General features: G+C 38.0%; 26 protein-coding genes, 1 tRNA gene and 1 pseudogene. 8 read left to right on the top strand and 20 right to left on the bottom strand.

The annotated features are described in order from the left end of the window. Nucleotides 1–8: 8 nt before the first annotated feature. From rpoN to WAZ07_RS08000, 3 genes are all read right to left on the bottom strand, one after another. Nucleotides 9–1,304: an RNA polymerase factor sigma-54 gene (gene rpoN, locus WAZ07_RS08010; protein ID WP_336472010.1), complete on the bottom strand. Its 1,296-nt coding sequence runs from the start codon at nucleotides 1,302–1,304 to the stop codon at nucleotides 9–11. A 350-nt stretch (nucleotides 1,305–1,654) separates the two neighbouring features. Next, nucleotides 1,655–1,730 (bottom strand) — tRNA-Arg (locus WAZ07_RS08005). A 296-nt stretch (nucleotides 1,731–2,026) separates the two neighbouring features. Continuing rightward, on the bottom strand, nucleotides 2,027–3,940 hold the full coding sequence (locus tag WAZ07_RS08000; RefSeq protein WP_336472009.1) for an APC family permease: 1,914 nt from the start codon (nucleotides 3,938–3,940) through the stop codon (nucleotides 2,027–2,029). 326 nt (nucleotides 3,941–4,266) lie between these two features. Here WAZ07_RS08000 and WAZ07_RS07995 point away from each other — a divergent pair, with 326 nt between their 5' ends. From WAZ07_RS07995 to clpP, 8 genes are all read left to right on the top strand, one after another. Next, on the top strand, nucleotides 4,267–4,473 hold the full coding sequence (locus WAZ07_RS07995) for a DUF1657 domain-containing protein (protein ID WP_090915962.1): 207 nt from the start codon (nucleotides 4,267–4,269) through the stop codon (nucleotides 4,471–4,473). 117 nt (nucleotides 4,474–4,590) lie between these two features. Further along, the gene (locus WAZ07_RS07990) at nucleotides 4,591–5,085 is read left to right on the top strand and encodes a YhcN/YlaJ family sporulation lipoprotein (protein ID WP_090915960.1); all 495 of its coding nucleotides are present in this window, start codon (nucleotides 4,591–4,593) and stop codon (nucleotides 5,083–5,085) included. A gap of 34 nt (nucleotides 5,086–5,119) precedes the next feature. Then, nucleotides 5,120–5,596 (top strand): stage V sporulation protein AC, encoded by a 477-nt coding sequence (gene spoVAC, locus WAZ07_RS07985; RefSeq protein ID WP_090915958.1) that lies wholly within the window; start codon nucleotides 5,120–5,122, stop codon nucleotides 5,594–5,596. Further along, entirely contained in the window at nucleotides 5,597–6,607 is a 1,011-nt protein-coding gene (spoVAD, locus tag WAZ07_RS07980; RefSeq protein WP_336472008.1) for a stage V sporulation protein AD, read from the top strand. It abuts the gene before it with no gap. Between the two features lie 3 nt (nucleotides 6,608–6,610). Further along, on the top strand, nucleotides 6,611–6,961 hold the full coding sequence (gene spoVAE, locus WAZ07_RS07975; protein WP_090915955.1) for a stage V sporulation protein AE: 351 nt from the start codon (nucleotides 6,611–6,613) through the stop codon (nucleotides 6,959–6,961). A gap of 11 nt (nucleotides 6,962–6,972) precedes the next feature. Continuing rightward, nucleotides 6,973–7,179, top strand: coding sequence for a DUF1657 domain-containing protein (locus tag WAZ07_RS07970; RefSeq protein WP_090915953.1), 207 nt, complete (start codon nucleotides 6,973–6,975; stop codon nucleotides 7,177–7,179). 20 nt (nucleotides 7,180–7,199) lie between these two features. Beyond that, nucleotides 7,200–8,075 (top strand): DUF421 domain-containing protein, encoded by an 876-nt coding sequence (locus tag WAZ07_RS07965; RefSeq protein WP_336472007.1) that lies wholly within the window; start codon nucleotides 7,200–7,202, stop codon nucleotides 8,073–8,075. Nucleotides 8,076–8,452: 377 nt separating this feature from the next. Beyond that, the gene (gene clpP, locus WAZ07_RS07960; protein WP_090915949.1) at nucleotides 8,453–9,034 is read left to right on the top strand and encodes an ATP-dependent Clp endopeptidase proteolytic subunit ClpP; all 582 of its coding nucleotides are present in this window, start codon (nucleotides 8,453–8,455) and stop codon (nucleotides 9,032–9,034) included. A gap of 203 nt (nucleotides 9,035–9,237) precedes the next feature. Here the strand turns inward: clpP and WAZ07_RS07955 are convergent, their stop codons facing one another. The 17 genes and pseudogenes from WAZ07_RS07955 to uvrA form a co-directional block, all read right to left on the bottom strand. Then, nucleotides 9,238–9,495 (bottom strand): HPr family phosphocarrier protein, encoded by a 258-nt coding sequence (locus WAZ07_RS07955; protein ID WP_090915947.1) that lies wholly within the window; start codon nucleotides 9,493–9,495, stop codon nucleotides 9,238–9,240. Between the two features lie 21 nt (nucleotides 9,496–9,516). Beyond that, nucleotides 9,517–10,467 (bottom strand): DNA-binding protein WhiA, encoded by a 951-nt coding sequence (gene whiA / locus WAZ07_RS07950; protein ID WP_090915945.1) that lies wholly within the window; start codon nucleotides 10,465–10,467, stop codon nucleotides 9,517–9,519. Nucleotides 10,468–10,576: 109 nt separating this feature from the next. Continuing rightward, nucleotides 10,577–11,530: a gluconeogenesis factor YvcK family protein gene (locus WAZ07_RS07945; RefSeq protein ID WP_336472006.1), complete on the bottom strand. Its 954-nt coding sequence runs from the start codon at nucleotides 11,528–11,530 to the stop codon at nucleotides 10,577–10,579. Between the two features lie 3 nt (nucleotides 11,531–11,533). Next, nucleotides 11,534–12,415 carry an RNase adapter RapZ gene (gene rapZ / locus WAZ07_RS07940; RefSeq protein ID WP_090915944.1) on the bottom strand — a complete coding sequence of 294 codons (882 nt, stop codon included), beginning with the start codon at nucleotides 12,413–12,415 and terminating at the stop codon, nucleotides 11,534–11,536. 18 nt (nucleotides 12,416–12,433) lie between these two features. Beyond that, complete coding sequence (locus WAZ07_RS07935; protein ID WP_028411235.1) at nucleotides 12,434–12,892, bottom strand: NUDIX hydrolase; 459 nt, start codon at nucleotides 12,890–12,892, stop codon at nucleotides 12,434–12,436. Between the two features lie 190 nt (nucleotides 12,893–13,082). Continuing rightward, nucleotides 13,083–13,784 (bottom strand): LutC/YkgG family protein, encoded by a 702-nt coding sequence (locus WAZ07_RS07930; RefSeq protein ID WP_336472005.1) that lies wholly within the window; start codon nucleotides 13,782–13,784, stop codon nucleotides 13,083–13,085. After that, nucleotides 13,768–15,199: pseudogene (locus tag WAZ07_RS07925) on the bottom strand (LutB/LldF family L-lactate oxidation iron-sulfur protein); the annotation flags it as partial. The pseudogene WAZ07_RS07925 and the gene WAZ07_RS07930, both read right to left, overlap by 17 nt. A gap of 15 nt (nucleotides 15,200–15,214) precedes the next feature. Then, complete coding sequence (locus WAZ07_RS07920) at nucleotides 15,215–15,940, bottom strand: (Fe-S)-binding protein (RefSeq protein ID WP_336472004.1); 726 nt, start codon at nucleotides 15,938–15,940, stop codon at nucleotides 15,215–15,217. A 542-nt stretch (nucleotides 15,941–16,482) separates the two neighbouring features. Further along, nucleotides 16,483–17,433, bottom strand: a complete 951-nt coding sequence (gene trxB, locus WAZ07_RS07915) for a thioredoxin-disulfide reductase (protein ID WP_139207673.1) — start codon at nucleotides 17,431–17,433, stop codon at nucleotides 16,483–16,485. Nucleotides 17,434–17,517: 84 nt separating this feature from the next. Then, complete coding sequence (locus tag WAZ07_RS07910) at nucleotides 17,518–19,029, bottom strand: tetratricopeptide repeat protein (protein ID WP_336472003.1); 1,512 nt, start codon at nucleotides 19,027–19,029, stop codon at nucleotides 17,518–17,520. Nucleotides 19,030–19,151: 122 nt separating this feature from the next. After that, the gene (locus WAZ07_RS07905; RefSeq protein ID WP_090916134.1) at nucleotides 19,152–19,664 is read right to left on the bottom strand and encodes an acyltransferase; all 513 of its coding nucleotides are present in this window, start codon (nucleotides 19,662–19,664) and stop codon (nucleotides 19,152–19,154) included. 15 nt (nucleotides 19,665–19,679) lie between these two features. Beyond that, nucleotides 19,680–20,327 (bottom strand): pyrophosphatase PpaX, encoded by a 648-nt coding sequence (gene ppaX, locus WAZ07_RS07900; RefSeq protein WP_336472002.1) that lies wholly within the window; start codon nucleotides 20,325–20,327, stop codon nucleotides 19,680–19,682. Between the two features lie 153 nt (nucleotides 20,328–20,480). Then, nucleotides 20,481–21,293, bottom strand: coding sequence for a prolipoprotein diacylglyceryl transferase (gene lgt, locus WAZ07_RS07895; RefSeq protein ID WP_336472001.1), 813 nt, complete (start codon nucleotides 21,291–21,293; stop codon nucleotides 20,481–20,483). A 52-nt stretch (nucleotides 21,294–21,345) separates the two neighbouring features. Then, complete coding sequence (gene hprK, locus WAZ07_RS07890; RefSeq protein WP_090915934.1) at nucleotides 21,346–22,275, bottom strand: HPr(Ser) kinase/phosphatase; 930 nt, start codon at nucleotides 22,273–22,275, stop codon at nucleotides 21,346–21,348. Nucleotides 22,276–22,447: 172 nt separating this feature from the next. Beyond that, nucleotides 22,448–22,822, bottom strand: coding sequence for a phage holin family protein (locus WAZ07_RS07885; RefSeq protein ID WP_090915932.1), 375 nt, complete (start codon nucleotides 22,820–22,822; stop codon nucleotides 22,448–22,450). A gap of 150 nt (nucleotides 22,823–22,972) precedes the next feature. Further along, on the bottom strand, nucleotides 22,973–23,284 hold the full coding sequence (locus WAZ07_RS07880) for a hypothetical protein (protein WP_336472000.1): 312 nt from the start codon (nucleotides 23,282–23,284) through the stop codon (nucleotides 22,973–22,975). A 221-nt stretch (nucleotides 23,285–23,505) separates the two neighbouring features. Then, on the bottom strand, nucleotides 23,506–26,376 hold the full coding sequence (uvrA, locus tag WAZ07_RS07875) for an excinuclease ABC subunit UvrA (RefSeq protein WP_336471999.1): 2,871 nt from the start codon (nucleotides 26,374–26,376) through the stop codon (nucleotides 23,506–23,508). Nucleotide 26,377 lies beyond the last annotated feature (1 nt).

The raw sequence follows: 26,377 nt of genomic DNA, 5'->3' as shown, positions 1-26,377 counted from the left end.
CTTATCACCTATACAATCGTTTTTCGCAGAGAAGAAGCTGGAATATTTAACTGCTCTCGATATTTCGCTACTGTTCTGCGTGAAACAATAATTTCGTGTTCTTCTTCTAACATTTTTGAAATCTTTTGATCTGAAAGTGGTTTTTTCTTATTTTCTCTCTCTACAAACTCCCCGATGAGCTGCTTCACTCTCTTCGTTGAAATTGCCGCGTCTTCTGTTGTTGCTACCGCATTGCTAAAGAATGACTTCATTTCAAATAAACCATACGGTGTTTGCACATATTTATTACGCGTTGCACGGCTAATGGTTGACTCATGGACACCTAATATTTCCGCCACCTCTTTTAACGCAAGCGGCTTTAAATATTGCGGACCATTCATAAAAAAGTCGCGCTGCTTTTCAATAATTACTTCCATTACATTTAAAAGCGTTTGTTTTCTTTGTTTTAAACTACGCATAATCCATTGTACATGCTGATATTTTTCCGAAACATAAGAAGCGACGTCACTTTCACTATTATGAAGAAGCTCACTATATTCTGAATGAATTTCAATTCTCGGCATATTACGCTCATTCATCTGAATCAGCAAGCGATTATCTTCTTTTTTCACCGCTATATCTGGAACAATGTACATCGGCTTCTCCGAAGAAAACGCCAATCCTGGTTTCGGCTGCAATGATGTAATCACATGAACAGCTTCTTGTAATTCTTCTGCACTACATTTCAATACATTTGTTAACTTGCGCCAATCTTTCTTTACAAAATATGCAAAATGTTCATCTACAATTATTTCCGCTAAAGTACTCCTTTTTTGTAAGCGCTTTAATTGAATGGTTAAACACTCTTGAATATTTCTCGCTCCTACCCCTGCTGGCTCTAACGATTGAACGAGCTCCATGCAACTATTTACTTCTTCTATACATACCGATAATAACGACGCTAATTCTTCATTCGTTTCTTGTAAATACCCGTTCTCATCTACATTTAAAATAATGAATGAGGCAATTTTTCTTTGCTCTTCATCTATTTTATAATACTGTAATTGGTTTACTAAATGTTGTTGAATCGTCGTGGAATCCACACTATAAATTTCCATTTGATTCTCAGTTTGTTTACTTGTTGTTTTACTCTTTTTCTTTTCCCTGTCAAAGCCACCTAGCTCAATAAGGGGATTTTCCAGCGATTGCTCATACAAAAACTCCGTTAATTCCTGCACATTGTACTGGAGCATTGTAATCGCTTGCCTTAACTCTTGCGTCATTGCCAAACGTAAACTTTGTTCTTGTAAAAGACTTGCTTTCACCCTAATCTCCCCCTCACTTCTATTGTACAATAAGTTTATAAAAAGGAGAATCCTTACAAAACACCAATATCCACATATTATTACTCTATATGTATTATTCAAGTTTATATATTACAACTAAAAAATGAATAATATCAGGCGGAATTAGTGACAGACTTTAAAAATATCCGCCATTTTTTATACCACATACTAATAGTAACTCCCATTTTAAGAAATAACAATTAAAAAGAGTAGTTTAAATATAATGAAACCTCATTATACTTAAACTACTCTTTTTCCCTTTTATATTTAAGAATTCTATAAACAAATTAATAAAAACCCTAACTTTAATATAAGTTAGGGTTTTTCGACGCGCCCAGAGGGATTCGAACCCCCGGCAGACGTGGTACCGGAAACCACCGCTCTATCCGACTGAGCTATGGGCGCATTATAATACACTCTACGGCAAAAGGACACCTTTTTACCCTATCGCGCACTGTTTATTATACGATATCTTCGTTTTGGAAGCAATTATTTCTTAATATCGCAGTTTACAGAGCTACATCTTAGACATCAATATGAAAGAATCATCTTTTTACCTGAACGTAAATTCTCTTTATACAATAAAGTGAAACTTCCATCAATGGTGGTTTTACTCCCCACTAATAGCAGGATAAAACAAACGGCCTACATCGCACAACGACGTAGACCACATAACTCAAATTATCAATAATAAAACAATATTATTTATGTAAGTGATACGGAACCGTTGTAATCACGATATCTTTATTGCGTATAAACCACATGCGTAAAAGAAGTGCACTTTGGTTATGCAATGCATTATGCCACCATTTGTGCGCAATAAACTGCGGAATAATAATATGGATATGCCCCCCGGCTTCTTGTTTCGCCTCTATTGTTTTAATAAGGCGATTCAGCGGTTCAAGAAGAGAACGATATTTACTGCGAAGAACTACCAGTCTACAAGGAGTTCCCCAGTCTTTCCATTTTTTCTCCATTTTATTTATAGATTGTTCATCGAAACCAACGTATACAGCAATCGGATCAACATCTAGACTTTTCGCAAAGGATATCGTGTTGTTCACAACACGATGAACGCCTGACACTAAAACGAGTGTGACTACATCACTTGCTACTGGACGTATCGTTTGCATATCGATGCGCAATTCTTTTGCAACATCTTCATAATGACTGTGAATTGACATTGAGATAAAAATCATAATAGGCAAGACAACTAATACAACCCAAGCGCCGCCCGTAAACTTTGTAACAGCAAAAATAACAGCAACGATTGATGTAATTACAGCACCAACCGTATTAATCGTAAACTTAACTTTCCAGTTTGATCCTTTTACTCGTTTCCAGCGCCGCATCAAACCAATTTGCGCTACTGTAAACGAAAGGAAAACACCGATTGCATATAACGGAATTAACGCATTCGTATGCGCACGAAACGATATAATCAAAATACATGCTAGTGATGCTAGCACAATAATTCCATTTGAATATCCTAAACGGTCTCCACGATTTGTTAAACTTCGAGGCAAAAATCCGTCTGCCGCCACAATTGCAGCAAGCTGAGAAAATCCTGTAAATGTAGAATTTGCCGCTAAAATCAACACAATAAACGTAAACCATATAATTACTTGATATAAAATTCCATGTCCAAAATACATGCCAGTTAACTGCGACAACATCGTATTGTGTGGATCTGGTGTAACACCTTTCGCATACAGATGATACGAAAATCCTAAAAGTGTTACAGCTGTGATAGAACCTAAAGCAATATACGTTCTAATTGCGTTTTTTTGCTGTGGTTCTCTAAAAATAGGAACTGCATTTGAAATCGTCTCAATTCCTGTAAGTGCTGAACAGGCTGAACTGAACGCTTTCAAAACTAATAAAGTTGTTAAGCCTTCTGGAACTGTTCCAAAGCTCGGTGTACTTGGTTGAATAAACCCGTGACGAAGTTCATCAAAAAATCCCGTAAAAATTAAAATTAACATACAAATCATAAACCCGAATGTCGGCCAAGCAAATACGCGAGCTGATTCTGCTACTCCGCGTAAGTTCACAAGTACTAAGATAACGACGCATAAGATTGCCAAAATTGTTTCATATGGAGCGACTACAGGATACGCAGAAGAAACCGCTTCTATAGCTGCTGATACAGATACCGCTACGGTTAACACGTAATCAACAAGCAAGGAACTAGAGGCAACAAGAGAAACCCAGCGCGGCTTGAAATTATCTTTTGCAATGGCATACGCCCCTCCGCCATTTGGATATGCCAAAATCCCCATAATATACGATACAATCAAAATTGCCAAAAGAACGATAGTAGAAATGGTGATAGGAAAAATCAACCATTTCGCATCAGGGCCAAGTCCTGCAAGCTCTGTCATTCCTGATTCAGGTCCATAAGCAACAGATGAATACAAATCCGCTGAAAGGATAGGCAGCGCAATTAACCAAAATAATTTGTTATGGTGCGCATGAAGCTCTGACGTTCGCATAGGACGACCAATTAAAAAGCGCTTCACACTACTGAAATTACTTGCAGAAAACCAAATTGCAATTAATGCGAATATAATTAACACTGCTTCCAGCCATCTAACTAAAGTATGATGATCCATAACCCTTTCTCCTTTTAATCGCTATTTGCTAATTTTTATTCTCCTAATTTAAATTGATACATAATATTTTAAACAACGAAATATAAAATATGTACTTCCTGAAAATACCCTCAATTAAAGTTCTACAAATACATATATAATCGTTATTCTTAAATAAACATAACTACTGATATTATAATTCGTCATCATAAATCCTTATATTTTCAAATTACATATGGATGAAAGTTTAGATTTCGAAAGGAACCTAAAATTGGTAATTATATTTCAACACACATTCACAAATTCTAATGATTGAAATTCAATTCACTTAGAGGAGGAATTACGTTATGACTGTAATTACAAAACTTAAACAAACTGTTTCAGGATTAAAAAGCGCACAAGCAAGCTTAGAGGGATTCGCTCTTGATACTGATAACCAACAAGCGAAGCAATTATTTCAAAGTGCAGCACAGCAAACGCAATCAATTATTGAATCTTTAAATCCGCGCGTTCAAGAGGTTCAACAAGAAGAACCTCAATATACACAGCAGTAAAGGGCACTTAAAGCAAACATAATGATACCCACTTTATGCTGAATCGAAAAAAGGGTGATACAATATCATCCTTTTTTCACCTCAAATTACATAGAGCTATAGAAATGGAATGATACAATGCGAAAATTCAGGATCATTACTTTGTTATTCCTTCTCTTCTTCAGTTTCCTAAGCGGCTGTAACAGTCCTCTAGATAAAAAAGTAAAAAAAGAAGCGAATGAGAAAGAAGAGCACAAAACAACTAAAAAAGATACACAATTAACACAAGTCAGCATGGAGACTGTTGATCAATCCATAGCAAATCAAGCGAAAGATCAGATTCTTAATATGGAAGAAGTAATTGAAGTAAAAGCGGTTAATTTCAATAACGAACTATATGTAGCCGCGAAGCCAGAGCACCACGAACGCTTTCAAATCAAGAAATTAAAAAAAGAAATGAAACAGACATTAGAAAAGATGTATCCTAATTTAAAAGTTTATGTCAGTATGGATAAAAAAATTTTAATGTTGCTAGATAAATTAGAAACAAAGATTAAAAACAAAGAAGCAGATAAAAAAGAAATAAAAAAACAACTAAAAGTAGTAAAAGAAGAAATGCATTCCGATATTTAATAATACTTTTCAACATAGAAAAGGATGGATTCGTATGTCAAGCCAAAACAAAGATTTAACACCAATGCAGCAAGAATATAAAAAATTTGAACAGCAGCGCGAACCAAAGCGTCCAGTTCTAAAAAATTGTATAAAAGCTTTTTTTGTTGGCGGATTCATTTGTTTAATCGGGCAACTTATCTCCACATTTTATATTACTTATTTCGATTTTACTGAACGATCTGCAGGTAATCCGACTGTAGCTACAATGATCTTTATTTCTATGCTTCTAACAGGTTTTGGTGTATACGATCGATTAGCTCAGTTTGGCGGGGCAGGTACAGCCGTTCCTGTTACCGGATTTGGAAATTCTGTCATATCAGCTTGTATCGAGCACCGTACGGAAGGTTTTGTTCTTGGGGTGGGCGGGAATATGTTTAAACTAGCCGGATCTGTTATTTTATTTGGCGTATTTTCCGCTTTTGTAATCGCACTGATTCGAACGATTCTAATCCAATGGGGAGGGTTTTAAATGTTACAAGGCCACCGAACATGGGTATTTGAAAACAAACCCGTGATTATATCAACTGGTGTCATTGGCGGACCATTTGAAGCGAACGGCAAAATCCCTGATGATTTCGATACATTGCACGACAATTTATGGTTAGGACAAGACTCCTACGAGAAAGCGCATCGAGTTTTATTCGAAGAAGCCTGCAGCAGGGCAACTGAAAAAGCAAAACTACGGAAAGACGATATTCAATTTATCCTGGCTGGAGATTTAATTAATCAAATTACTCCTTCCAGCTTTGCTTGCCGGACACTCGGTACTCCCTATCTCGGATTATTCGGGGCTTGTTCTACCTCGATGGAGGGACTTGCTTTAGGTGCAAGCATCGTAAATGCAAAAGGAGCAAAATATTTATTAGCAGGAGCATCAAGTCATAATACTGCTGTAGAAAAACAGTTCAGATATCCAACTGAATACGGAGGACAAAAACCCCCTACTGCGCAGTGGACAGTAACAGGGGCCGGTGTTGCCTTATTAAGTGATCAAGGAGATGGACCTTGCGTAACGTCAGCAACAATTGGAAGAGTGATCGATATGGGGCTAACCGATCCGTTTAATATGGGCGGGGCTATGGCTCCTGCTGCTGTCGACACGATTGAAGCACATTTAAGAGAACGACAAATCGACGTATCCTACTACGACTTAATTGTAACGGGCGATCTCGGCCATGTAGGACGTGAAATTGCCTTTGACTTACTACGTAAGCAAGGAACATCAATACAAAGCGAACAATTTCTAGATTGCGGATTACTCATTTACAGAGACGATCAACCTATTTTAGCAGGAGCAAGCGGTCCAGGCTGCTCAGCAACTGTTGTGTATGGGCATTTATTAAACCGAATGAAAAAAGGAGAGTTTAGCAAAATACTTGTAGTTGCTACTGGAGCTTTACTTTCTCCATTAACTTTCCAGCAACAAGAAACGATTCCTTGTATCGCCCATGCAGTATCCATTGAAGTTGGAGGTGTATAATACATGATCTTTTTTTGGGCTTTTGTAATTGGCGGCCTCATTTGTGTTATTGGACAAATTATGTTCGACGTATTCAAACTCACCCCTGCTCATACTATGGCGACACTTGTTGTCATTGGCGCCATATTAGATGGATTTAATTTGTATGAACCGTTAATTGATTTTGCTGGAGCAGGTGCAACAGTTCCTATTACAAGCTTTGGGAACGCTCTCGTTCACGGTGCAATGGCAGAAGCGGCTGAACATGGCATCATTGGCGTTATAACAGGAATGTTTAAAGTAACAAGCGCCGGTGTATCCGCCGCAATTATCTTCGGATTTATCGGTGCTTTATTATTCAAACCAAAAGGATAAGAGGTGTTCTCATGACCGTTGTTGCAAGTGTAAAAACATGCCTTGCTAGTTTGAAAGGTGCACAAGCAAGTTTAAGTGCACTTTCACAAAATGCTGCTGACGACGAAGCGAAACGCGTGTTTCATGAATGTATGTTAGAGATGGATAGTGTAATTGCTGATTTACAAGGGCGAGTTTCAGCATTAGAACGAGAAGAACCACAATATAAAGGATTCTAGGAAGACTGGAGGGAATATATATGCCTGACATTCACATACCAGAATGGCCGCTTGTCATTATACGTTCTTTATTTGTCTTAATTATTTTATTCGCCATTACGAAATGGCTTGGAAAAAGACAAATCTCTCAACTTTCCTTTTTTGAGTACATAGCAGGTATGACGATTGGTGATATCGCTGCAGAAGTATCAACAGGGTTGGAACAAAACTTCTTCCACGGTATTTCTAGTATGATGGTTTTTGCTATCATACCTTTTTTCGCAGGACTAGTTTCCTTAAAAAATAAGACGGTACGAGATTTTGTAGAGGGTAAATCCACTATTTTCATAAAAGATGGCAAAGTACTCGAAGATAATTTAAAAAAGGAAAAATATACGAGCGACGAACTACTAGAGCTCCTAAGAAAAAAAGATGTATTCAACATAAACGATGTTGAATTCGCTATATTAGAGCCAAGCGGTGAATTAAACGTATTATTAAAGAAAGACAAACAACCATTAACTGCAAAAGATATTGGATTAAAACTACCAAATGAAAAAGAAACGCACACAGTCATTATGGATGGAAACATAATGGATGAACCTCTTGCAGCAAGCGGTCATAACCGAGCTTGGGTTCGCACTGAACTCGAAAAAATAGGAGTTGCAATAGACAACGTATTCATTGGACAAATCGACTCCTACGGCCAACTAACTGTCGACATATACAACGATAAAATTCAAATGCCTTCTCCTCAAGACAAACCATTATTACTCGCTTCCTTAAAGAAGTGTCATGCTGATCTTGAACTCTTTTCTTTAGAAACGAAATCAAGTACCGCCGCGAGCATGTATGCAAACAACGCCAAGAAGCTAGAGGAAATTTTAAATAAAGTAACTTATTTACTTAAAGAATAGTACGAAAAAGAACGCTTATATATGTAACGGCGTTCTTTTTTGTGCTTATATAAATCACTGCCATGCGGCGAACAAGGAACCTGCACTCGCTTTCTCTTTTTGTTTTCACTTCGCACGTGGCAGAAAAAGTTCCTGACCGCTTCTATGCATGGCTAGATGCTCTCGCCCACCTAAAAAAGAGGGGTTTTCTATAAATATGTTTAAATTCACCCAATTCGGTTATCATGAGGAAGATATAGAAAAAGGGAATTCCTTATTTATAGCGAATTAACATGATACACCTACATATTTTTTAAAACTGAAGTGGTTTCGTTTGACCTTTATTGACCATAATTGTATTATAAAATTAACAAATGTGTTAAAGGAGGAAGTTACACATGAATTTAATTCCTACAGTTATTGAACAAACAAATCGCGGGGAACGTGCTTACGATATTTACTCTCGTTTATTAAAAGACCGCATCATCATGCTTGGCAGCGCAATTGATGACAACGTAGCAAACTCTATCGTTTCTCAGCTTTTATTCTTAGAATCACAAGACCCAGAAAAAGATATTCATTTATATATCAACAGTCCTGGCGGATCTATTACAGCAGGTATGGCAATTTACGATACAATGCAATTTATTAAACCAAACGTATCTACAATTTGCATCGGTATGGCTGCATCTATGGGTGCTTTCTTACTTGCAGCTGGTGAAAAAGGAAAACGTTTCGCTCTTCCAAACAGTGAAGTTATGATTCACCAACCACTTGGCGGTGCACAAGGACAAGCGACAGAAATTGAAATCGCTGCAAAACGCATCCTATTCTTACGGGATAAACTAAACAAAATTCTTTCTGAGCGTACAGGTCAGCCATTAGAAGTAATCGAGCGCGACACAGAACGCGACAACTTCATGACAGCAGAAAAAGCGTTAGAATACGGCTTAATTGATAAAATCTTTACAAATCGCTAAGAAAAGCGGAAGTGGCTCGTTCAGAATGTGAGGGGGATGGAGCTTCTGACGTAGAGGGTTTTTTTACCTCGTAGGAAGAAGCGAAGCCACCGAACATTCTAGCCACTGAAGCTGGACAATGCTTTCGCTGAATTTTGAGGTGGGAGTATTACTGCCCAAAAATAGCGGGATAAAAAAGCTATCGCACATTGCGATAGCCCTTTTTATTGTTCTTTTTGCACATAAGCAACGAGTGCTTCCAATGCTTCTGTCTCATCTGATCCTTCTGTCGTAATTGTAACTTCACATCCAGATCCAACAGCTAAGCTCATAATCCCCATAATGCTCTTAGCATTAACCGTTTTACCATCTTTCTCCATAAAAATATCAGCTTGAAAACGATTTGCCTCTTGTACAAACAACGCTGCCGGACGTGCTTGTAATCCAGTCTTCAACAGCACCTCTACCCGTTTTTGAACCACTGTTCCATTCCCCTTTGCCTATTATTTTTTTATAACCGCTTCACCGGCGCGTAATTTCTCAGCAATATCATCAATTTTACGCAAACGATGATTGATACCCGATTTACTAATGTTTCCCCCAGATACCATTTCTCCTAATTCTTTCAATGTAACATCTTGATAATTGATACGCAATTCTGCGATTTCACGTAATTTATCTGGTAAAAAATCAAGTCCAACAGTCTCTTCAATATAACGAATGTTTTCAATTTGTCTTAAAGCTGCACCAATCGTTTTATTTAAGTTTGCTGTTTCACAATTCACAAGACGATTTACAGAGTTACGCATATCGCGCACAATACGAATATCTTCAAACTTCAAAAGAGCGGTATGAGCACCAATAATATTTAAGAACTCGGTAATCTTTTCCGCTTCCTTTAAATATGTAATGTACCCTTTTCGCCTTTCTAACGTTTTACTATTTAATGCAAATTCATTCATAAGCTCACATATCGCGTCATTATGTTCTTTGTATAATGAGAAAATTTCTAAATGATACGATGATGTTTCTGGGTTATTAACAGATCCCCCCGCTAAAAAAGCCCCGCGTAAGTATGACCGTTTACAACACTTTTTCTCGATTAGTTCTTGTGAAATATGACGAATAAACGAAAAGTCCTCTCGTACAATGTGCAAATCCAATAAAATTTCACGTACTTTCTCAACTAAACGAACGATGTATACATTATTTTTCTTTAAACGCATTTTCTTACGGACAAGTAGTTCAACTGTCACATTATATCCTTTTTTCAATAATGTATAAATTCTCCGAGCAATCGCTGCATTTTCCGTTTGAATGTCAATGATTACACGGCGGTTTGAAAAGGAGAGTGAACCATTCATACGAAGTAATGCTGACAACTCTGCCTTCTCACAGCATTCCTTCATTTCGAGCTTTGTCAGCTCCTTCTTTGTTTCTGATGCAAAGGACAACAGTTCCACCTCCTAACAGTCATAATTACTTTTATGCCCTAAATGAACTTGTAGCGTTACCTCAAAGAAGTAACGCCTTCTACCATGCAAACTTTTTCAAGCTTACAAGTTATATTAATGAATATAAAATCGAAGCTAACTTTATCGTATCATGACGTACAACTTGATCATCATACTTTGCTAAACAACCTTTAATCAACTTAATATTATGCGCGATAAAGCGATCTTCATCAATCGCAACTGGCTCCGACATTTCTTCTGCATAACGCCCTAATAGTTCAGATGGAATTGGTTCATCGTTCACTATTGCTGTATCGATAAACGCTTCTCCAAGATGATCATGCAATGCTTTCACATGGTCAAATGCTGTATATCCCATTGTTTCACCAGCTTGGGTCATAACATTACAAACGTATGCTTTCTTCGCTTTTGCCTGAAGAACCGCATCCCCGATTTTTTTCACCATTAAATTCGGCAAAATGCTCGTATACACACTTCCTGGTCCAAATACAAGTAAATCAGCTTTTTGAATTTCCATTAATGTTTCATGAAGCGGTTCTACGTCTCCCGGTGTTAAAAAGACACGGTTAATTTTTTTACCGTAATACGGAATTTTCGATTCCCCGCTTACAATTTGCCCATCTTCCAATTCCGCGTGCAACACAACACTTTGATTCGCAGCCGGAAGTACACGTCCCCTTACATTTAACACTTTACTTGTTTCCGTAATAGCATGAAAAAAATCACCTGTAATAGCTGTCATTCCAGCTAACAATAAATTCCCAAGTGCATGTCCTGTTAATCCTTCTCCTGATGTAAAACGATGTTGAAATAACGCTTCCACAAGTGGCTCTACATCAGACAATGCAACAAGCACATTGCGAATATCTCCAGGAGGCGGGATTTCTAACTCATCACGAAGTCTCCCAGAGCTTCCCCCATCATCAGCAACCGTTACAATCGCGGTAATGTCGACTGGATACTTTTTTAAACCGCGTAATAAAACGGATAGACCAGTTCCGCCTCCCATAATAACGATTTTCGGTTTCTTCTCTTTTCCCATCACTTAATGTCCCTTTCTTTTCTCCACATCACGATGAGACACATGGGTTGTATATTCTTGCTTCAAATGTTTCATCAAATATTCTGCAAGTGTAACGGATCGATGTTGTCCTCCTGTACATCCAATGGCAATAACAAGCTGACTTTTTCCTTCGCGCTTATAATGCGGAAGCATAAAGGAAATAAGGTCTGTTAACTTCTCCAAAAATTTGTGCGTTTCATTAAATTTCAGCACATATGATGATACTTCCTCGTCAAGACCTGTTAATGGCTTCATGTGTGGAATATAGTATGGATTTGGTAAAAAACGAACATCAAATACTAAATCAGCATCAATTGGAATACCATATTTGAATCCAAATGACATTACGTTTACGCGAAATGCTTGTTCATCCTCTGTTGAGAATAATTGAATAATCTTTTCTCTTAGTTCTTTCGGCTTTAATTCCGACGTATCAAGTACAATATTTGCACGCGCCTTCATATCTGTTAATAGCGTACGTTCTGCTTCTATTCCTTTTAGTGGAAGACCTGTTGGAGCAAGTGGATGTGAACGCCTTGTTTCTTTGTAACGTGTTACAAGCGTACTATCTTTTGCATCTAAAAATAAAATATGCGGAATAATCCATGTGCGTTCTGTTAAATCATCAAGCGCTCCCCATAAATGATCAAAGAACTCTCGTCCGCGTAAATCAATACCGAGCGCTACTTTATTCATTTTGCCTTTCGAGTCTGCCATTAATTCAACAAACTTCGGCAACAACATGGGCGGTAAATTATCCACACAAAAATATCCTAGGTCTTCAAAACTTTGCAAAGCAACTGTTTTCCCGGCTCCAGACATTCCTGTAATAATAACCATTTTAATATCATTATGCGCGTCCATTATATCCCCCCTCATGGTTTAACTCGGATCTAACCGATACGAAAGTAATTCAAAGTCTGGTGTATATACAAATGTACCGTAAATAATACCATTTCCTTTAATTAAATAATCAATAATATGATAATCTCCTGGTGCCATTGGCAGCTCATCAATCTTATCAAATGTATGCCAGCCTATTATCCCTTCTTCGCTTTGCAGTTTATTTTCTCCTGCAAAATCTGTCGCTAAGAAAGAAAACATCATCCATTCGGAAACAACCTTGTCTCCTTCTTGGATTACGAAAGTGAAGACACCTTTTAATGCTGGATTTTTCAAATAAATCCCCGTTTCTTCGCGATATTCGCGAACAACCGATTCTCTTACTGTTTCCCCGCGTTCCATCTTACCGCCTGGGGCAACCCACCAATTTCGACGAGGCTTTTGTAATAAAAGAACTTCATTATCCTTGATTAACACACAGTTTGTCACTCTTTGCAAGCTTCTTCACCTCAGCTATTAACGGAGAAATCCCCATTATATACTTCCTTCATTATACTATCAAATACAGTTTGTCACAACGAATGAACCTCTTGTCTAAAGCAAATGAAAAAGATGATGGGAGACTATTCCCATCACCATTCAGGAAAAAATGAAAAAACTGCATATCTCATAATGATTTAGATAGAAATTATTGATCATCTACAATAATATACGCTGTTCTTATTGGTCCATGTACACCTACGACAAGATTCATTTCAATATCAGCACTGTTTGATGGACCAGAGATGAAATTCAAACAGGATGGAGGGGTTTCACCCTCAACATTTTGATTATGAATTATCTTTGTAGCTTGTGTTAACCTGGGGACAATCGTACTTTTTGGAACAATGGCAATATACGATTCTGGAAGAAGACTAACGTGCCTTCCTTTCATACCATCATTATATAAAACGACGGTTCCTGATTCTGCAAGAGTGATATCACAAAACGTAATTCCAACATCAGCTGTTTTCGCAAATTCAATACTCTCTTCCTTATGGGCTAAATCCCATTTATGGAAATGCATTGTGCCTTCATTTGTTAAAAAATCACTAAGATTATATTCATCGAATCGTTCATCATTTGAATAAATAACAGATTTTATATTCCATTCTTTCATAAAGGTATGTAACGTTCCAGCAAGATTAGCCTTTTTGGTTCGCCGAACTTCTGTATGAATAGTTTCACAATGTTCCATTAACTTCAATACAAGTTCATCCTTTGTTAACCCGTCAAAAACGCTCCATTGCGGAGAAACAGACCAGCTCGGTTTTTCTACGGTTTCTGGACGTTTTCTCCCCAGTCTTTCTGATAGTTTGGATAAAAATTTTTCGCGATTTTGAATGACCATTATCGATCCTCCTTTACCCGCTTTTCAAACCAATCTCTAAACGGTTGTTTTTTGGGAGCTGGAAAGTCCCTTGCTTCTGTCCAAACTTTTAACGGTCCTACCCCGCGTTCAATTTTATCTCCTTTTGTAAAAGGCTTTAATGCATACGGAGCTGTCCTCGCTGCGAAAGAGAACGACCTCGAACTATTCACCATTTTTTCAAAGCCTTTCATAGCCATATCCCAAGCTAAGGGGGACTTTTTCGCTTCCTCCACAATCTGCCTACGATGCTGAATTAATAATTCATGTAAAGGTATTTTTACCGGGCATGCTTCCGTACAAGCACCGCAAAGGCTAGATGCATAAGGCAAATCCTTGTATTCATCATATCCACCTAAAAGCGGTGTCAATACAGCACCGATTGGCCCTGGATAGATTGATCCATATGCATGCCCCCCGATATGACGATATACTGGACACACATTAATACATGCCGCACAGCGAATACACTGAAGAACACTTTGAAACTCTGTTCCTAAAATATTAGAACGACCATTATCAACAATTACCAAATGAAATTCTTCAGGTCCATCTGTCCCCCCAGGTTCCGTTAAGCCTGTAATATAGCTTGTCAATTTTTGCCCGACAGAACTTCGGCACAGAAGCGTTACTAACACATCAAGCTCTTCCCATGTTGGGACAATGCGCTCCATCCCCATCACAGTAATTAGCGTTTTCGGAATGGTCGTAACCAATCTCGCATTCCCTTCATTCGCTACAATCGAAATAGACCCGGACTCCGCAACAGCAAAATTACACCCCGTCACACCTACATCCGCTGTTAAGAAATCATTACGCAAATAGTTCCGTACAAACCTCGCCATTTTTTCAGGATCAGCTGTTCCGGTATAGCCTATTTTTTCTTTAAACAACTCGCAAATGCTTTCTTTATCTTTATGTAGACACGGAACAACAATATGTGATGGTGGATCATGATCATTAATTTGTAAAATAAATTCCGCTAAATCCGTTTCTAATACTTCCCCTCCAACTTCTTCAATCGCTTCATTTAGACTAATTTCTTCCGTTACCATAGATTTTGACTTTACAATTTTTTTCGCGTTTTTCTTTTTTATAATCTCTTTCACATATGCCCTTGCCTCTTCAGCAGTCTCTGCAAAATAAACAAAACCACCATTTTGCTCAATTTTGTCAGTAAGTTGATATAAATAATAATCAAGATTTTCTAATGTATGCTTTCGAATCTCTTCTCCTAAAGAACGCCATTCTTCCCAATTCCCAAGACTCTCAGTAGCTTTTAATTTCTTACTTCTAAGGCCATCTTGTGCTTTCTTAACAGCATTTCTCATGAATTGATCCCCAATACCTGTTTCAGCACGTTTATGAAAGGGATTGTTCCCAATTTTCATTCCCATATTTCTATCCCCCTCTTATTTTCGATCCTCATTTAGTACTTGAGCAATATGCTTTACTTCAATTGGATAACCATTACGAGTTAACCGGCCTTGTATATTCATTAAGCAGCTGCAATCCATTCCGATTAACAATTCCGCACCTGTTTCCATAATGTGCTTCACTTTTTCATCAACCATTTGCTCAGATATTTCCGCCATCTTCACTGCGAATGTACCACCGAATCCACAGCAATCATAATTGTGAGAAAGCGGAACGACTTCCAACCCTTTTACGTGTTTTAATAATGTTTGAGGAGGCTCTTTAATATTCATTAACCGGCTCATATGACAGGATGTATGAACAGTTGCTTTTTTATGAAGCTTTGCACCTAAATCTTCTTTACCTAACACCTCTACAATAAACTGTGTAAATTCATATGTTTTATTTGCAAGTTCCGTAGCTTTTTGTCGCCATTCTGTTTCACTTTCAGAAAATAAACTTGAAAACTCGTGAACCATCATGACACAAGAACCGGACGGTGCCAAAACATACTCTGAATCAGCAAATGCTTCAATCATATGCCTTGCAGCCGTTTTCGTTTCTTTATGATACCCGCTATTATAAGCAGGCTGACCACAGCAGGTTTGTTTTTTTGGAAAGTCAACTTCACAGCCTAAGTCTTCAAGAATCTCAACAACATCTTTTCCTACTTCTGGATAAAAAACATCAGCAAGGCAAGTAATGAATACTGACACTTTCATATAGACACCTCCAAATAAGGTAAGTAATACGTCTCAAAATAAAACCTTTATCAGCAAAGCTTTTTTCTTACGATGGGGGACTTACTGTTTGTGAATAGCGGGATAAAATAGAAAAATAAAAATAATTATCCTCTTCATTTTTCGACATAGAAATTACTGCTGCGCACCGCCAGATGCTCACGTTCTCCTAAAAAGAAAGGGGGTTTTATGTAAGTTTTTTAACTCATATAAAGTAACTTCTTCAAATCTATCTCTTTTGCATATTATTGGTAAAAAATACAAAAATTATTAATAAAAATAATTAGTAATCTTCAACCCACACTGATTACTAATTATTTTTTGACATAGAAGTTGCTGCTATGCGGAACATGATCTATACTCGCTTTTTCCTCTTGTTTTAAACATTGCACGTGGCAGGAAAAGGCCCTGACCGCTTCTATGCATCGCCAGTTGCTCTCACCCACCTAAAAAAAGGGGGTTTCCTTTTGTATTTATATAGAAAAAAAGCTGTCTCAATAAAGACAGCTTCTCTTTTTTGTTCATTATTTTTCTACTTTCAATTCTTCTAACAGCTCTTCCACGTAATGCTGTGCACTTTGCGCTGCAATACTTCCATCACCTGTTGCTGTTACAATTTGGCGAAGCATTTTTTCACGAATGTCACCAGCTGCGAAAATACCAGGAACTTTTGTTTCCATACGTTCATTTGTTTCAATATAACCATTTTCATTTGTAATACCTAATTCTGCAAATGGTTTAGAAAGTGGTAACATACCAACATAAATAAATACGCCTTCTGTTTTAAACTCTTGCTCTTCACCGCTATTTACATCTACAAGTGTTACGCTGCCTACTTTTCCGTTTGCTTCATTAATTTCTTTTACAGTGTGATTCCAAATGAAATCAACTTTTTCATTTTGGAAAGCACGGTCCTGTAAAATCTTTTGTGCACGCAATTGATCTCGGCGGTGAACAATCGTTACTTTCGTTGCAAAACGTGTTAAATACACACCTTCTTCAACAGCTGAGTCGCCGCCGCCAACAACGACAAGTTCTTTTCCTTTAAAGAATGCACCGTCACATACTGCACAGTATGACACGCCGCGTCCACCAAGTTCTTTCTCGCCTGGCACGCCAACTTTCTTATATTCCGCACCGCTCGCCACAATAATTGCGCGTGCTTTATATTCTTTCTTTCCAGCGATTACTGTTTTATATTCTTTTCCATCAATAACTTGTTTCACATCACCATATGCATATTCTGCACCGAATTTCTTCGCATGTTCAAACATTTTATTTGATAAGTCCGGTCCTAAAATATGATCATAACCTGGATAATTTTCTACTTCTTCTGTATTTGCCATTTGTCCGCCCGGGATACCACGCTCCAACATCAACGTACTTAAATTTGCGCGAGAGGTATACACAGCTGCTGTCATCCCTGCCGGACCAGCTCCGATAATAATTACATCATAAATTTTTTCTTCTGCCATATTCTTCATCTCCTGTTCTTATCGCTCTTTTGATACCCTCATTATACTGTCGGTAATGTTTTTTTCCCAATGATTTGCTCGCGCTTATGCATGCACACATCTTACTGCTTGCACATACTTTCGTACAGTTGCTACCGATACATTATATATATTCCCAAGCTCTGCCTGCGTCAATTTATTTTGACATTCGCCTCTTACAATATATTCAACTGCCGCTGACCAGCCATATACATTTGTAAACGCCGTTCCGCTTGTGTATAAGCGTATAAATGTACAAAACCAAAGATGTAAACATTCTTCAATCAGCTCATCATCTTTTTTTGTATAATTGTATAAAGCATCTGCAATACGGACACATTGTTCAAACGGCTGAAGCTCCTGCGGAATATTTTTATGACTATTAATTAAAAAGAAATAGTGCGCCAGCTGTGATACAATCGGAACACGCTTAGGAGATTGCATCACATCAAAGAAAAAACCGATTTTCTCTGGTGTTGTCAGCTCATTCATTAAATATAAAGCTAGCATTTGTTCTTCTAACGTTTCACTTTGCTGAAAAGATTGCTGCAGTTCTCGAAATAAAATATTTTGGCCTTCATCTGCTAAATTAATAGCATTCCAAGGCTCCTTTCCTTTTTTATCAGGATGTAACTCTACAACATGCGCCCACATTTTCTCTGCTGTTTGTTCATCATTTACCATATAAGCAGAATATGCAAACCAATAATAAAAACTAACATCACCTTCGTAACCTTGACGCTTTAAAACTTTTAACCATTTATATGCACTTTCGAAACGACCAATTGTTGCAAATGTTGTCCCTAATTTCACACGATGTTCAAACGACATCGGATACACTGTCTCCAATTGCTCTGCTAACTTTTCTACTTGCTTATATTCCCCAACGGAATATAGAAAAATAAGCGTATTACATAAAGCATGAATATTCCCTGGATTCTTCTCTAAAATTAGCTCTGTCATTTTCAATGCTTGATCAACATTTCCAAGCTGAAAATGAGCAATCGCTAAATTATTATGTGCCGACCAAAATTCCGGATATTCCGTTATAACCCCTTCAAGCGTCGCAATCGCCTCTTCTAATTGACCGTTCCGAATATAATGATTCGCTTGCTCTTGCATCACAATTAATCCATCTTCATCTTCAAATTCCGGCGCATCCATTTCTTCTTCTTCAATAATCTCTAAAAGTTCCATCGTCTCCGCAATAAACTCTTTATCCGTCGCAATTTCTAAATACCGCTCTGCATACTTTTTTGCTTGTTGGAATAGACCAAGATACGCATAATTATTTGCCATAAAATAATAGCATTCTTCTATTTGTTCACCCGTACGAACAATTTGTAATAAAATTTGATTAGATTCGTGATACTCTCCCGCTTCTGATAATGCCGTTGCTAATTGACATAAAATAAACGGCTCTTTCTGATTTTGTGCCGCTCTTTTAAAATATTTAATTGCATCTTCTAAATGATGATTGCGATAAGCCTTCATTCCTTTATCATAAAAGAAATCGGCTAATTGATTAAAAGAAATAACTTGTCCGTTATCTTTATGAATTTCTTGATTTTTCCCCATAGATCCTCCATTATTTCATTCTTCTATCTATAAGTATAAACGATTCTTCTAAAAACAAAACAGTATATTATACGCAAATATTTCCTTTTCATTCCCGAAAAGAAAAGGAAAATGTTACATTTCTAACATTTCCCTTCTCTCACTGCCATTTCCTCTTTCGTATAAATAACACGCATCGGATTTCCACCAACGAAAGCACCGCTCGGTACATCACGATGAACAAGTGTGCCCGCTGAAACAATCGCTCCATCTCCAATGACAACACCCGGTAAAATAGTCGAATTTGCTCCAATCATTACTTCGTTTCCAATTGTAATTTCACCAAGGCGATATTCTGTAATTAAATATTCATGAGCTAATAATGTTGTATTATAACCAATAATCGAATTATGCCCAACTGTAATTTTCTCTGGAAACATAATATCTGGCATAACCATAAGTGCAAAAGAAGTTTGCTCTCCAATTTTCATTCGCAAAAATGTGCGATATAACCAATTTTTCATCCGTAAAAATGGAGTATAACGTGCAATTTGAATGACAATGAAGTTTTTCATCACTTTCCAAAATGAAACTGTCTTATATACGTTCCATAATGAATTTGCTCCTGACACAGGATAGCGTGTTGTCCGTCGCACCATTCTCTCCCCTTGTCAACTCAATTCATGAGGCAAGATTGTTAACAAGTCACTCATTTTTTCTAACACATAGTCCGGTTTATAAGACTCTAAGTATTCGCGTCCTTTAATTGTCCATGCAACAGCCGCTGTCTTCACGCCAGCATTTTGTCCGCCAACAATATCGTGATGATTATCCCCTACCATTAAAGCTTCTTCTGGCTTTGCTCCTAATAATTGCAGTGCTCTTTGAATCGGTTCTGGATGCGGCTTCACATGCTCTACATCATCAATTGTCACCACAACATCAAAAAACTCTTTTAATTTCGATAGCTTTAATCCCATTTCGACAGTTTGGCGCACTTTCGTTGTTACAATCCCAATTTTATAACCTTTCTTCCGAAGCTCTTGTACAGTTTCATACACTGTTTCATACTCTTCTACTAACTCATCATGATGTTCATGATTAAAATTGCGGTAACATTGAATGAGTTCTTCTACTCGGTTTTCGTCAATTTTACTAAATGTATCGTGCAATGATGGACCAATAAACGGTAGTACGTCTTCACGCTTATACTGATTTGGATAGTACTTTTCTAAAGTATGTAAAAATGAAGAGATAATAAGTTCGTTCGTATTAATCAACGTTCCATCCAAATCAAATAACACTGTATTTATGCTCATTTTTTCCACGTCCTTAGTTGTTGTATGATAAAGTGAAACTTCCATCAACGATTTTATCCCGCCGATGGGAAGCCCGCGAATAGCAGGATAAGAAAAGAAGCAGCGCCGCATGTTTGACGCTACTTTTTCTCATTCACCTCTGAAGTTCTATCCTTATTGTTCTGAATATCGTTTATCCGCATACCCCATTTTTCGTCTCACAAACACAAAAATAATAGAAACGAGAATTAAGGTAATTGATACAACTTGTGCAATGCGAAGCGGGCCAAGCATTAAGCTATCTGTACGTAATCCTTCTACAAAGAAGCGACCGATAGAATACCAAGTTAAATATGTAAAAAATAGTTCCCCGCGTCGTAAATTCGCTTTTCGAAGAAGTAGAAGTAAAATAACCCCAGCAAAATCCCATAACGATTCATATAAAAATGTTGGATGGTAATATACACCATCAATATACATTTGATTCACAATAAATTGTGGTAAATGTAAACTTTCAAGAAATTGACGCGTTACCTCACCGCCATGAGCTTCTTGGTTCATAAAGTTTCCCCAGCGTCCAATCGCTTGTCCAAGTAAAATACTCGGCGCTGCAATATCCGCTAGCTTCCAAAAAGACAGACCGCGTTTTTTCGCAAATACAATTCCTGTAAGAACCGCACCAATTAATCCGCCATGAATCGCTAAACCACCTTGACGAATGTTAATAATTTGACTTGGATTGTGCGAATAGTAATCCCATTCGAAAATAACATAGTATGCACGTGCACAAAGGATTGCAAGCGGCACTGCAATTAGGACCAAATCAATAAATGTATCTTTCGGAATACCAAGACGCTCTCCTTCACGGGTTGCGAGCCACAATCCGAGCAAAACAGCAGTACCAATAATGACACCATACCAATAGATCGGAAACGGCCCAAGCTGAATTGCCACGCGATCAAGCTGCGGTACAGATCCTAATAGCATACTCTCCACTCCCTTTCTTTTTATCCTTCACTAATGGAAATTTCATTTGTATTTAATTTTGATTCCCTAGTTCAATCGCACTCATAAGACGCTCTGAAAATTGCTGCGCTGCATTGACACCCATACGTTTTAAACGGAAATTCATCGCTGCTACCTCAATAATAACAGCTAAGTTTCGACCAGGTCGTACTGGAAGTGTGATCTTTGTAATCTCTGTATCAATGATTTTCATTTTTTCTTCATCTAAACCAAGACGGTCGTAATTTTTCTTTTGATCCCAAATCTCAAGATTAATTACAAGTGAAATACGTTTATGGTTACGCACTGCACCTGCACCAAATAACGTCATAACGTTAATAATGCCAAGTCCACGAATTTCAAGTAAATGTTCAATTAACTCCGGTGAACTCCCGACTAATGTATCGTCATCTTCTTGACGAATTTCTACACTATCATCAGCCACAAGACGATGTCCACGCTTCACAAGCTCAAGTGCTGTTTCGCTTTTCCCGACACCACTTTGTCCTGTAATCATTACACCAACACCGTAAATATCAACTAACACACCGTGAATAGCTGTTGTTGGCGCTAATTTACTTTCTAAATAATTCGTCAAACGACTCGATAAACGTGTTGTTTTTAACGGCGAGCATAATAACGGTACGCCAGTCTGACGAGATGCTTGCATTAACTCCTCTGGTACATCTTGACCGCGCGTTACGATAATGCACGGTGTTTCTTCTGTACAAAGCGCTTGCATGCGCATTTTCTTTTGTTCTTCTGTTAACGTATCAAAAAAAGTAAGCTCTGTTTTCCCAAGAAGCTGAACACGATCAGCTGGATAATATGTAAAGAATCCTGCCATTTCAATTCCAGGGCGTGATAAATCACTTGTATCAATTGGACGGTGAATTCCTTCCTCACCACTTACTAACTCTAACTGAAAATGTTCAATTAAATCTTTCGTTCGAACTTTTGGCATATATAAACCTCCACGTTGCGGAATGTATCTAAGCAGCGTACTACCACTCTACCCGCTATTGTACCATTTTTTTCTGAAAACACGAAACACGCTTTCTTTTGAAAAAGAAAAAAAACATTCCACGCTTTGCGCAAAATGTTTTACGTTTTGTCGGATACTTTCTGCCTTCCGATTATTCTTTCTCATATAACGGTTCAATAATCACTTTCTCAATCAACATATTTAAAATTGAAATGAAAATTGCCGCAATAATCGCTGCGCCAAATCCAGATAAATTGAACGCATCACCAAGTATCGAATCTGTAATTTCTAGCGTAATCGCATTAATAACAATTAAGAAAAACCCAAATGTTAACACAGTAATTGGCAGCGTAATTAAAATTAATAACGGTTTAACAAATACGTTTAGAAGAGACAAAATAACGCTCGCAATCACTGCTGTTTGTATATTTGCTATTTCAAACGCACCTGGTGCAAATATTTTGAGAAGACCTGATACAACGATTAGCACAATACTGTTTACAATAAGTGATATAATCCATCTCATGTTCTTTACACTTCCTTTTCACTAGGGACAATGAATACCCAAACTACATATACCAACAATAATACTTGAAATCCGCAAAGATTACCAAGAACAAATGAAATGAAAACACACATAAGATTCCTCTTACGAACAGTTCTTCTTTAAAGTTATTTACTCATTCACAAGCAATTGTACACCTTTCACAATATTCCAGATGAAAATAACAAGGTTCACAAATCCAAATAACAACATCGCAATAAGCACGATTGCACCAATTTGTTCTGGTGTGTTCATAACAAATACAAGTAGAAAAATGAGAAATAAACAAAAGAACGGTAGTAAATGCGAAATGAAAGCTTTCTTTGCATGACATTTCACTTCTTCGTGAGGAACAACAAAATATACAATGATCGGAAATAATAGCGGAGCCACAAAAATACTAAAATAACAACAAGATGCTAACACTTTTTGGGTAGAATCCACATCCTCATCTCCTTTGGATGCATATAAAGTGAAACTTCCATCAGTGGGGAGTTTTCCCCCCACTGATGGTTAGTTGAACCAATCGGGCTTTTACGGACAGTTATCCCCTACCTATCTTCTTTGTTTCTCTCTCAATCTTGAGGTGGGGGATTACTGCCCGTTAATGCGGGATAGCAGAAAACATGTAACAGAGAAGCACAGCCCCTCTGTTACATGTTTCTTTACTGTGTTAATTCTACTTCTTTTACTTTTTCTTTCATACGTGCTTTATCACGTTCTAAAACACCTTTTAAATACTTTCCTGTGTAAGATCGCTCTTCTTTCACAACCTGATCCGGCGTACCTGTAGCAACAATTTGTCCGCCCTTATCTCCGCCTTCAGGACCAAGGTCAATCAGATAATCTGCCGTTTTAATGACATCTAAGTTATGTTCAATAACAAGTACAGTTTCACCATTATCAACAAGACGCTGAAGCACTTTTAACAGACGCGCAATATCATGTGCATGAAGCCCCGTTGTCGGTTCATCTAAAATGTACAACGTGCGGCCTGTTGAACGGCGGTGCAGCTCAGATGCTAACTTCACGCGCTGTGCTTCTCCGCCCGATAACGTCGTTGCCGGCTGACCGAGCTTCATATAATCAAGCCCTACATCCACAAGCGTTTGGAGCTTACGTTTAATTTTTGGGATATTCGCAAAGAACTCTACCCCATCTTCAATTGTCATCTCTAACACGTCAGAAATGTTTTTATCTTTATATTTTACTTCCAATGTTTCACGATTATAACGTTTTCCGTGACAAACTTCACACGGAACGTACACATCTGGTAAGAAGTGCATTTCAATTTTAATAATCCCATCACCGCGGCACGCTTCGCAGCGGCCACCTTTTACGTTAAAGCTAAAGCGGCCTTTTTGATAACCGCGTACCTTTGCTTCATTCGTTTGCGCAAACACATCACGAATATCATCAAACACACCTGTATATGTTGCTGGGTTAGAACGCGGTGTACGCCCAATTGGTGATTGATCAATATCAATTACCTTGTCTAAATGCTCAAGGCCCTTAATTTCCTTATGCATACCAGGCTTACTCTTCGATTTATATAGTTTTTGAGCCACTGCTTTATATAGCACTTCATTAATTAATGTACTTTTCCCTGAACCAGATACACCCGTTACAGCAACAAATGTACCAAGCGGAAATGACATCTTCGCATTTTTCAAGTTATTTTCCTTCGCTCCAATAACCTCAATCTTACGCCCATCACCTTTGCGGCGCTCCAGCGGAACCGGAATAAACTTTTTACCTGATAAGTATTGTCCTGTTAACGAATTGTCATCATGCATTACTTCTTGCGGCGTCCCAGCTGAAACAACTTGCCCGCCATGAATACCTGCACCAGGACCAATATCTAATAAATAATCCGCAGCCATCATCGTATCTTCATCATGCTCAACAACGATAAGCGTATTTCCTAAATCACGCATATTTTTCAGTGTTTGAATTAAGCGATCGTTATCACGCTGATGTAAACCAATAGAAGGTTCATCAAGAATATATAATACGCCCGTTAAGCTCGAACCGATTTGCGTCGCTAAGCGAATACGCTGCGCTTCTCCGCCCGATAATGTTCCAGCTGCACGGCTAAGCGTTAAATAATCAAGTCCCACGTTAATTAAGAAGCTAAGACGCTCTTTAATTTCACGCAAAATAAGTTTCGCAATACTTTGTTGCTTTTCCGTTAATTCAATATTTGTAAAGAATTCATGCGCATCCTGCACAGAAAACTGCGCCACTTCCGCAATCGTTTTTCCACCTACAAAAACAGCTAAAGTTTCCGGCTTCAAACGAGCGCCTTTACATTTTGGACAAGCTTGCTCCGCCATATATTTTTCCATTTGCTCACGAATATAATCGGAGCTCGTTTCTCGGTAACGGCGCTCAATGTTCGGAATTACACCTTCAAAAATAATCTCGCTTTCCTTCACTTGGCCAAAGTCGTTCACATAGCGGAAATACACTTTTTCTTCTCCGCTTCCGTACAACACTTTTTCAAACAAATGCTTCGGAATATCTTTTACTGATGCATCCATATCAATGCCATAATGGTTACAAACAGACTGCAACAATTGCGGATAATATTGTGAGCTTGTTGGCTCCCAAGGTGCGATTGCATGATCATTTAATGATAAATCCCAGTTTGGAATGACTAAATCAAGATCTACTTCTAACTTTGAACCAAGGCCATCACAAGACGGACACGCACCGAACGGACTGTTGAAAGAAAACATGCGCGGCTCAAGTTCACCGATGGAGAACCCGCAATACGGACAAGCGTGATGCTCACTAAACAGCAACTCCTCTTCTCCAATCACATCAATTAAAACGCGGCCTTCACCAAGCTTCAAAGCCGTTTCTAATGAATCGGCAAGGCGACCTGCAATTCCTTCTTTCACCACAATACGGTCAATCACGACTTCAATGGAATGTTTTTTATTTTTATCTAACGTAATTTCTTCCGATATATCAAGCATTTCTCCATCAATGCGAACGCGGACATATCCTTGCTTTTTAATATCTTCTAATAGCTTTACATGCGCACCTTTACGTCCCGATACAATCGGTGCGAGCACTTGCAGCTTCGTACGTTCTGGATATTCTAAAATACGATCTACCATTTGCTCAATTGTTTGCGATGTAATTTCAATGCCATGATTTGGACAGATCGGTGTTCCGACACGCGCAAATAATAAACGTAAATAATCATAAATCTCCGTCACCGTTCCAACTGTTGAACGCGGATTGCGACTCGTCGTTTTTTGGTCAATTGAAATCGCCGGCGATAACCCTTCAATTGCATCGACATCCGGTTTATCCATTTGCCCTAAAAATTGACGTGCATACGCCGATAGCGATTCTACATAACGGCGCTGTCCTTCTGCATAAATCGTATCAAACGCTAACGACGATTTCCCTGAACCGGATAGCCCTGTTACAACAACAAGCTGATTTCTCGGAATGGTGACATCTATATTTTTTAAGTTGTGGGCTCTCGCACCTTTTACAACGATAAAATCTTTACTCATT

Origin of the sequence: Bacillus bruguierae (assembly GCF_037104725.1) — a bacterium.
Lineage (GTDB): Bacteria > Bacillota > Bacilli > Bacillales > Bacillaceae_G > Bacillus_A > Bacillus_A bruguierae.
This window is presented reverse-complemented; position numbering and strand designations above follow the sequence as displayed.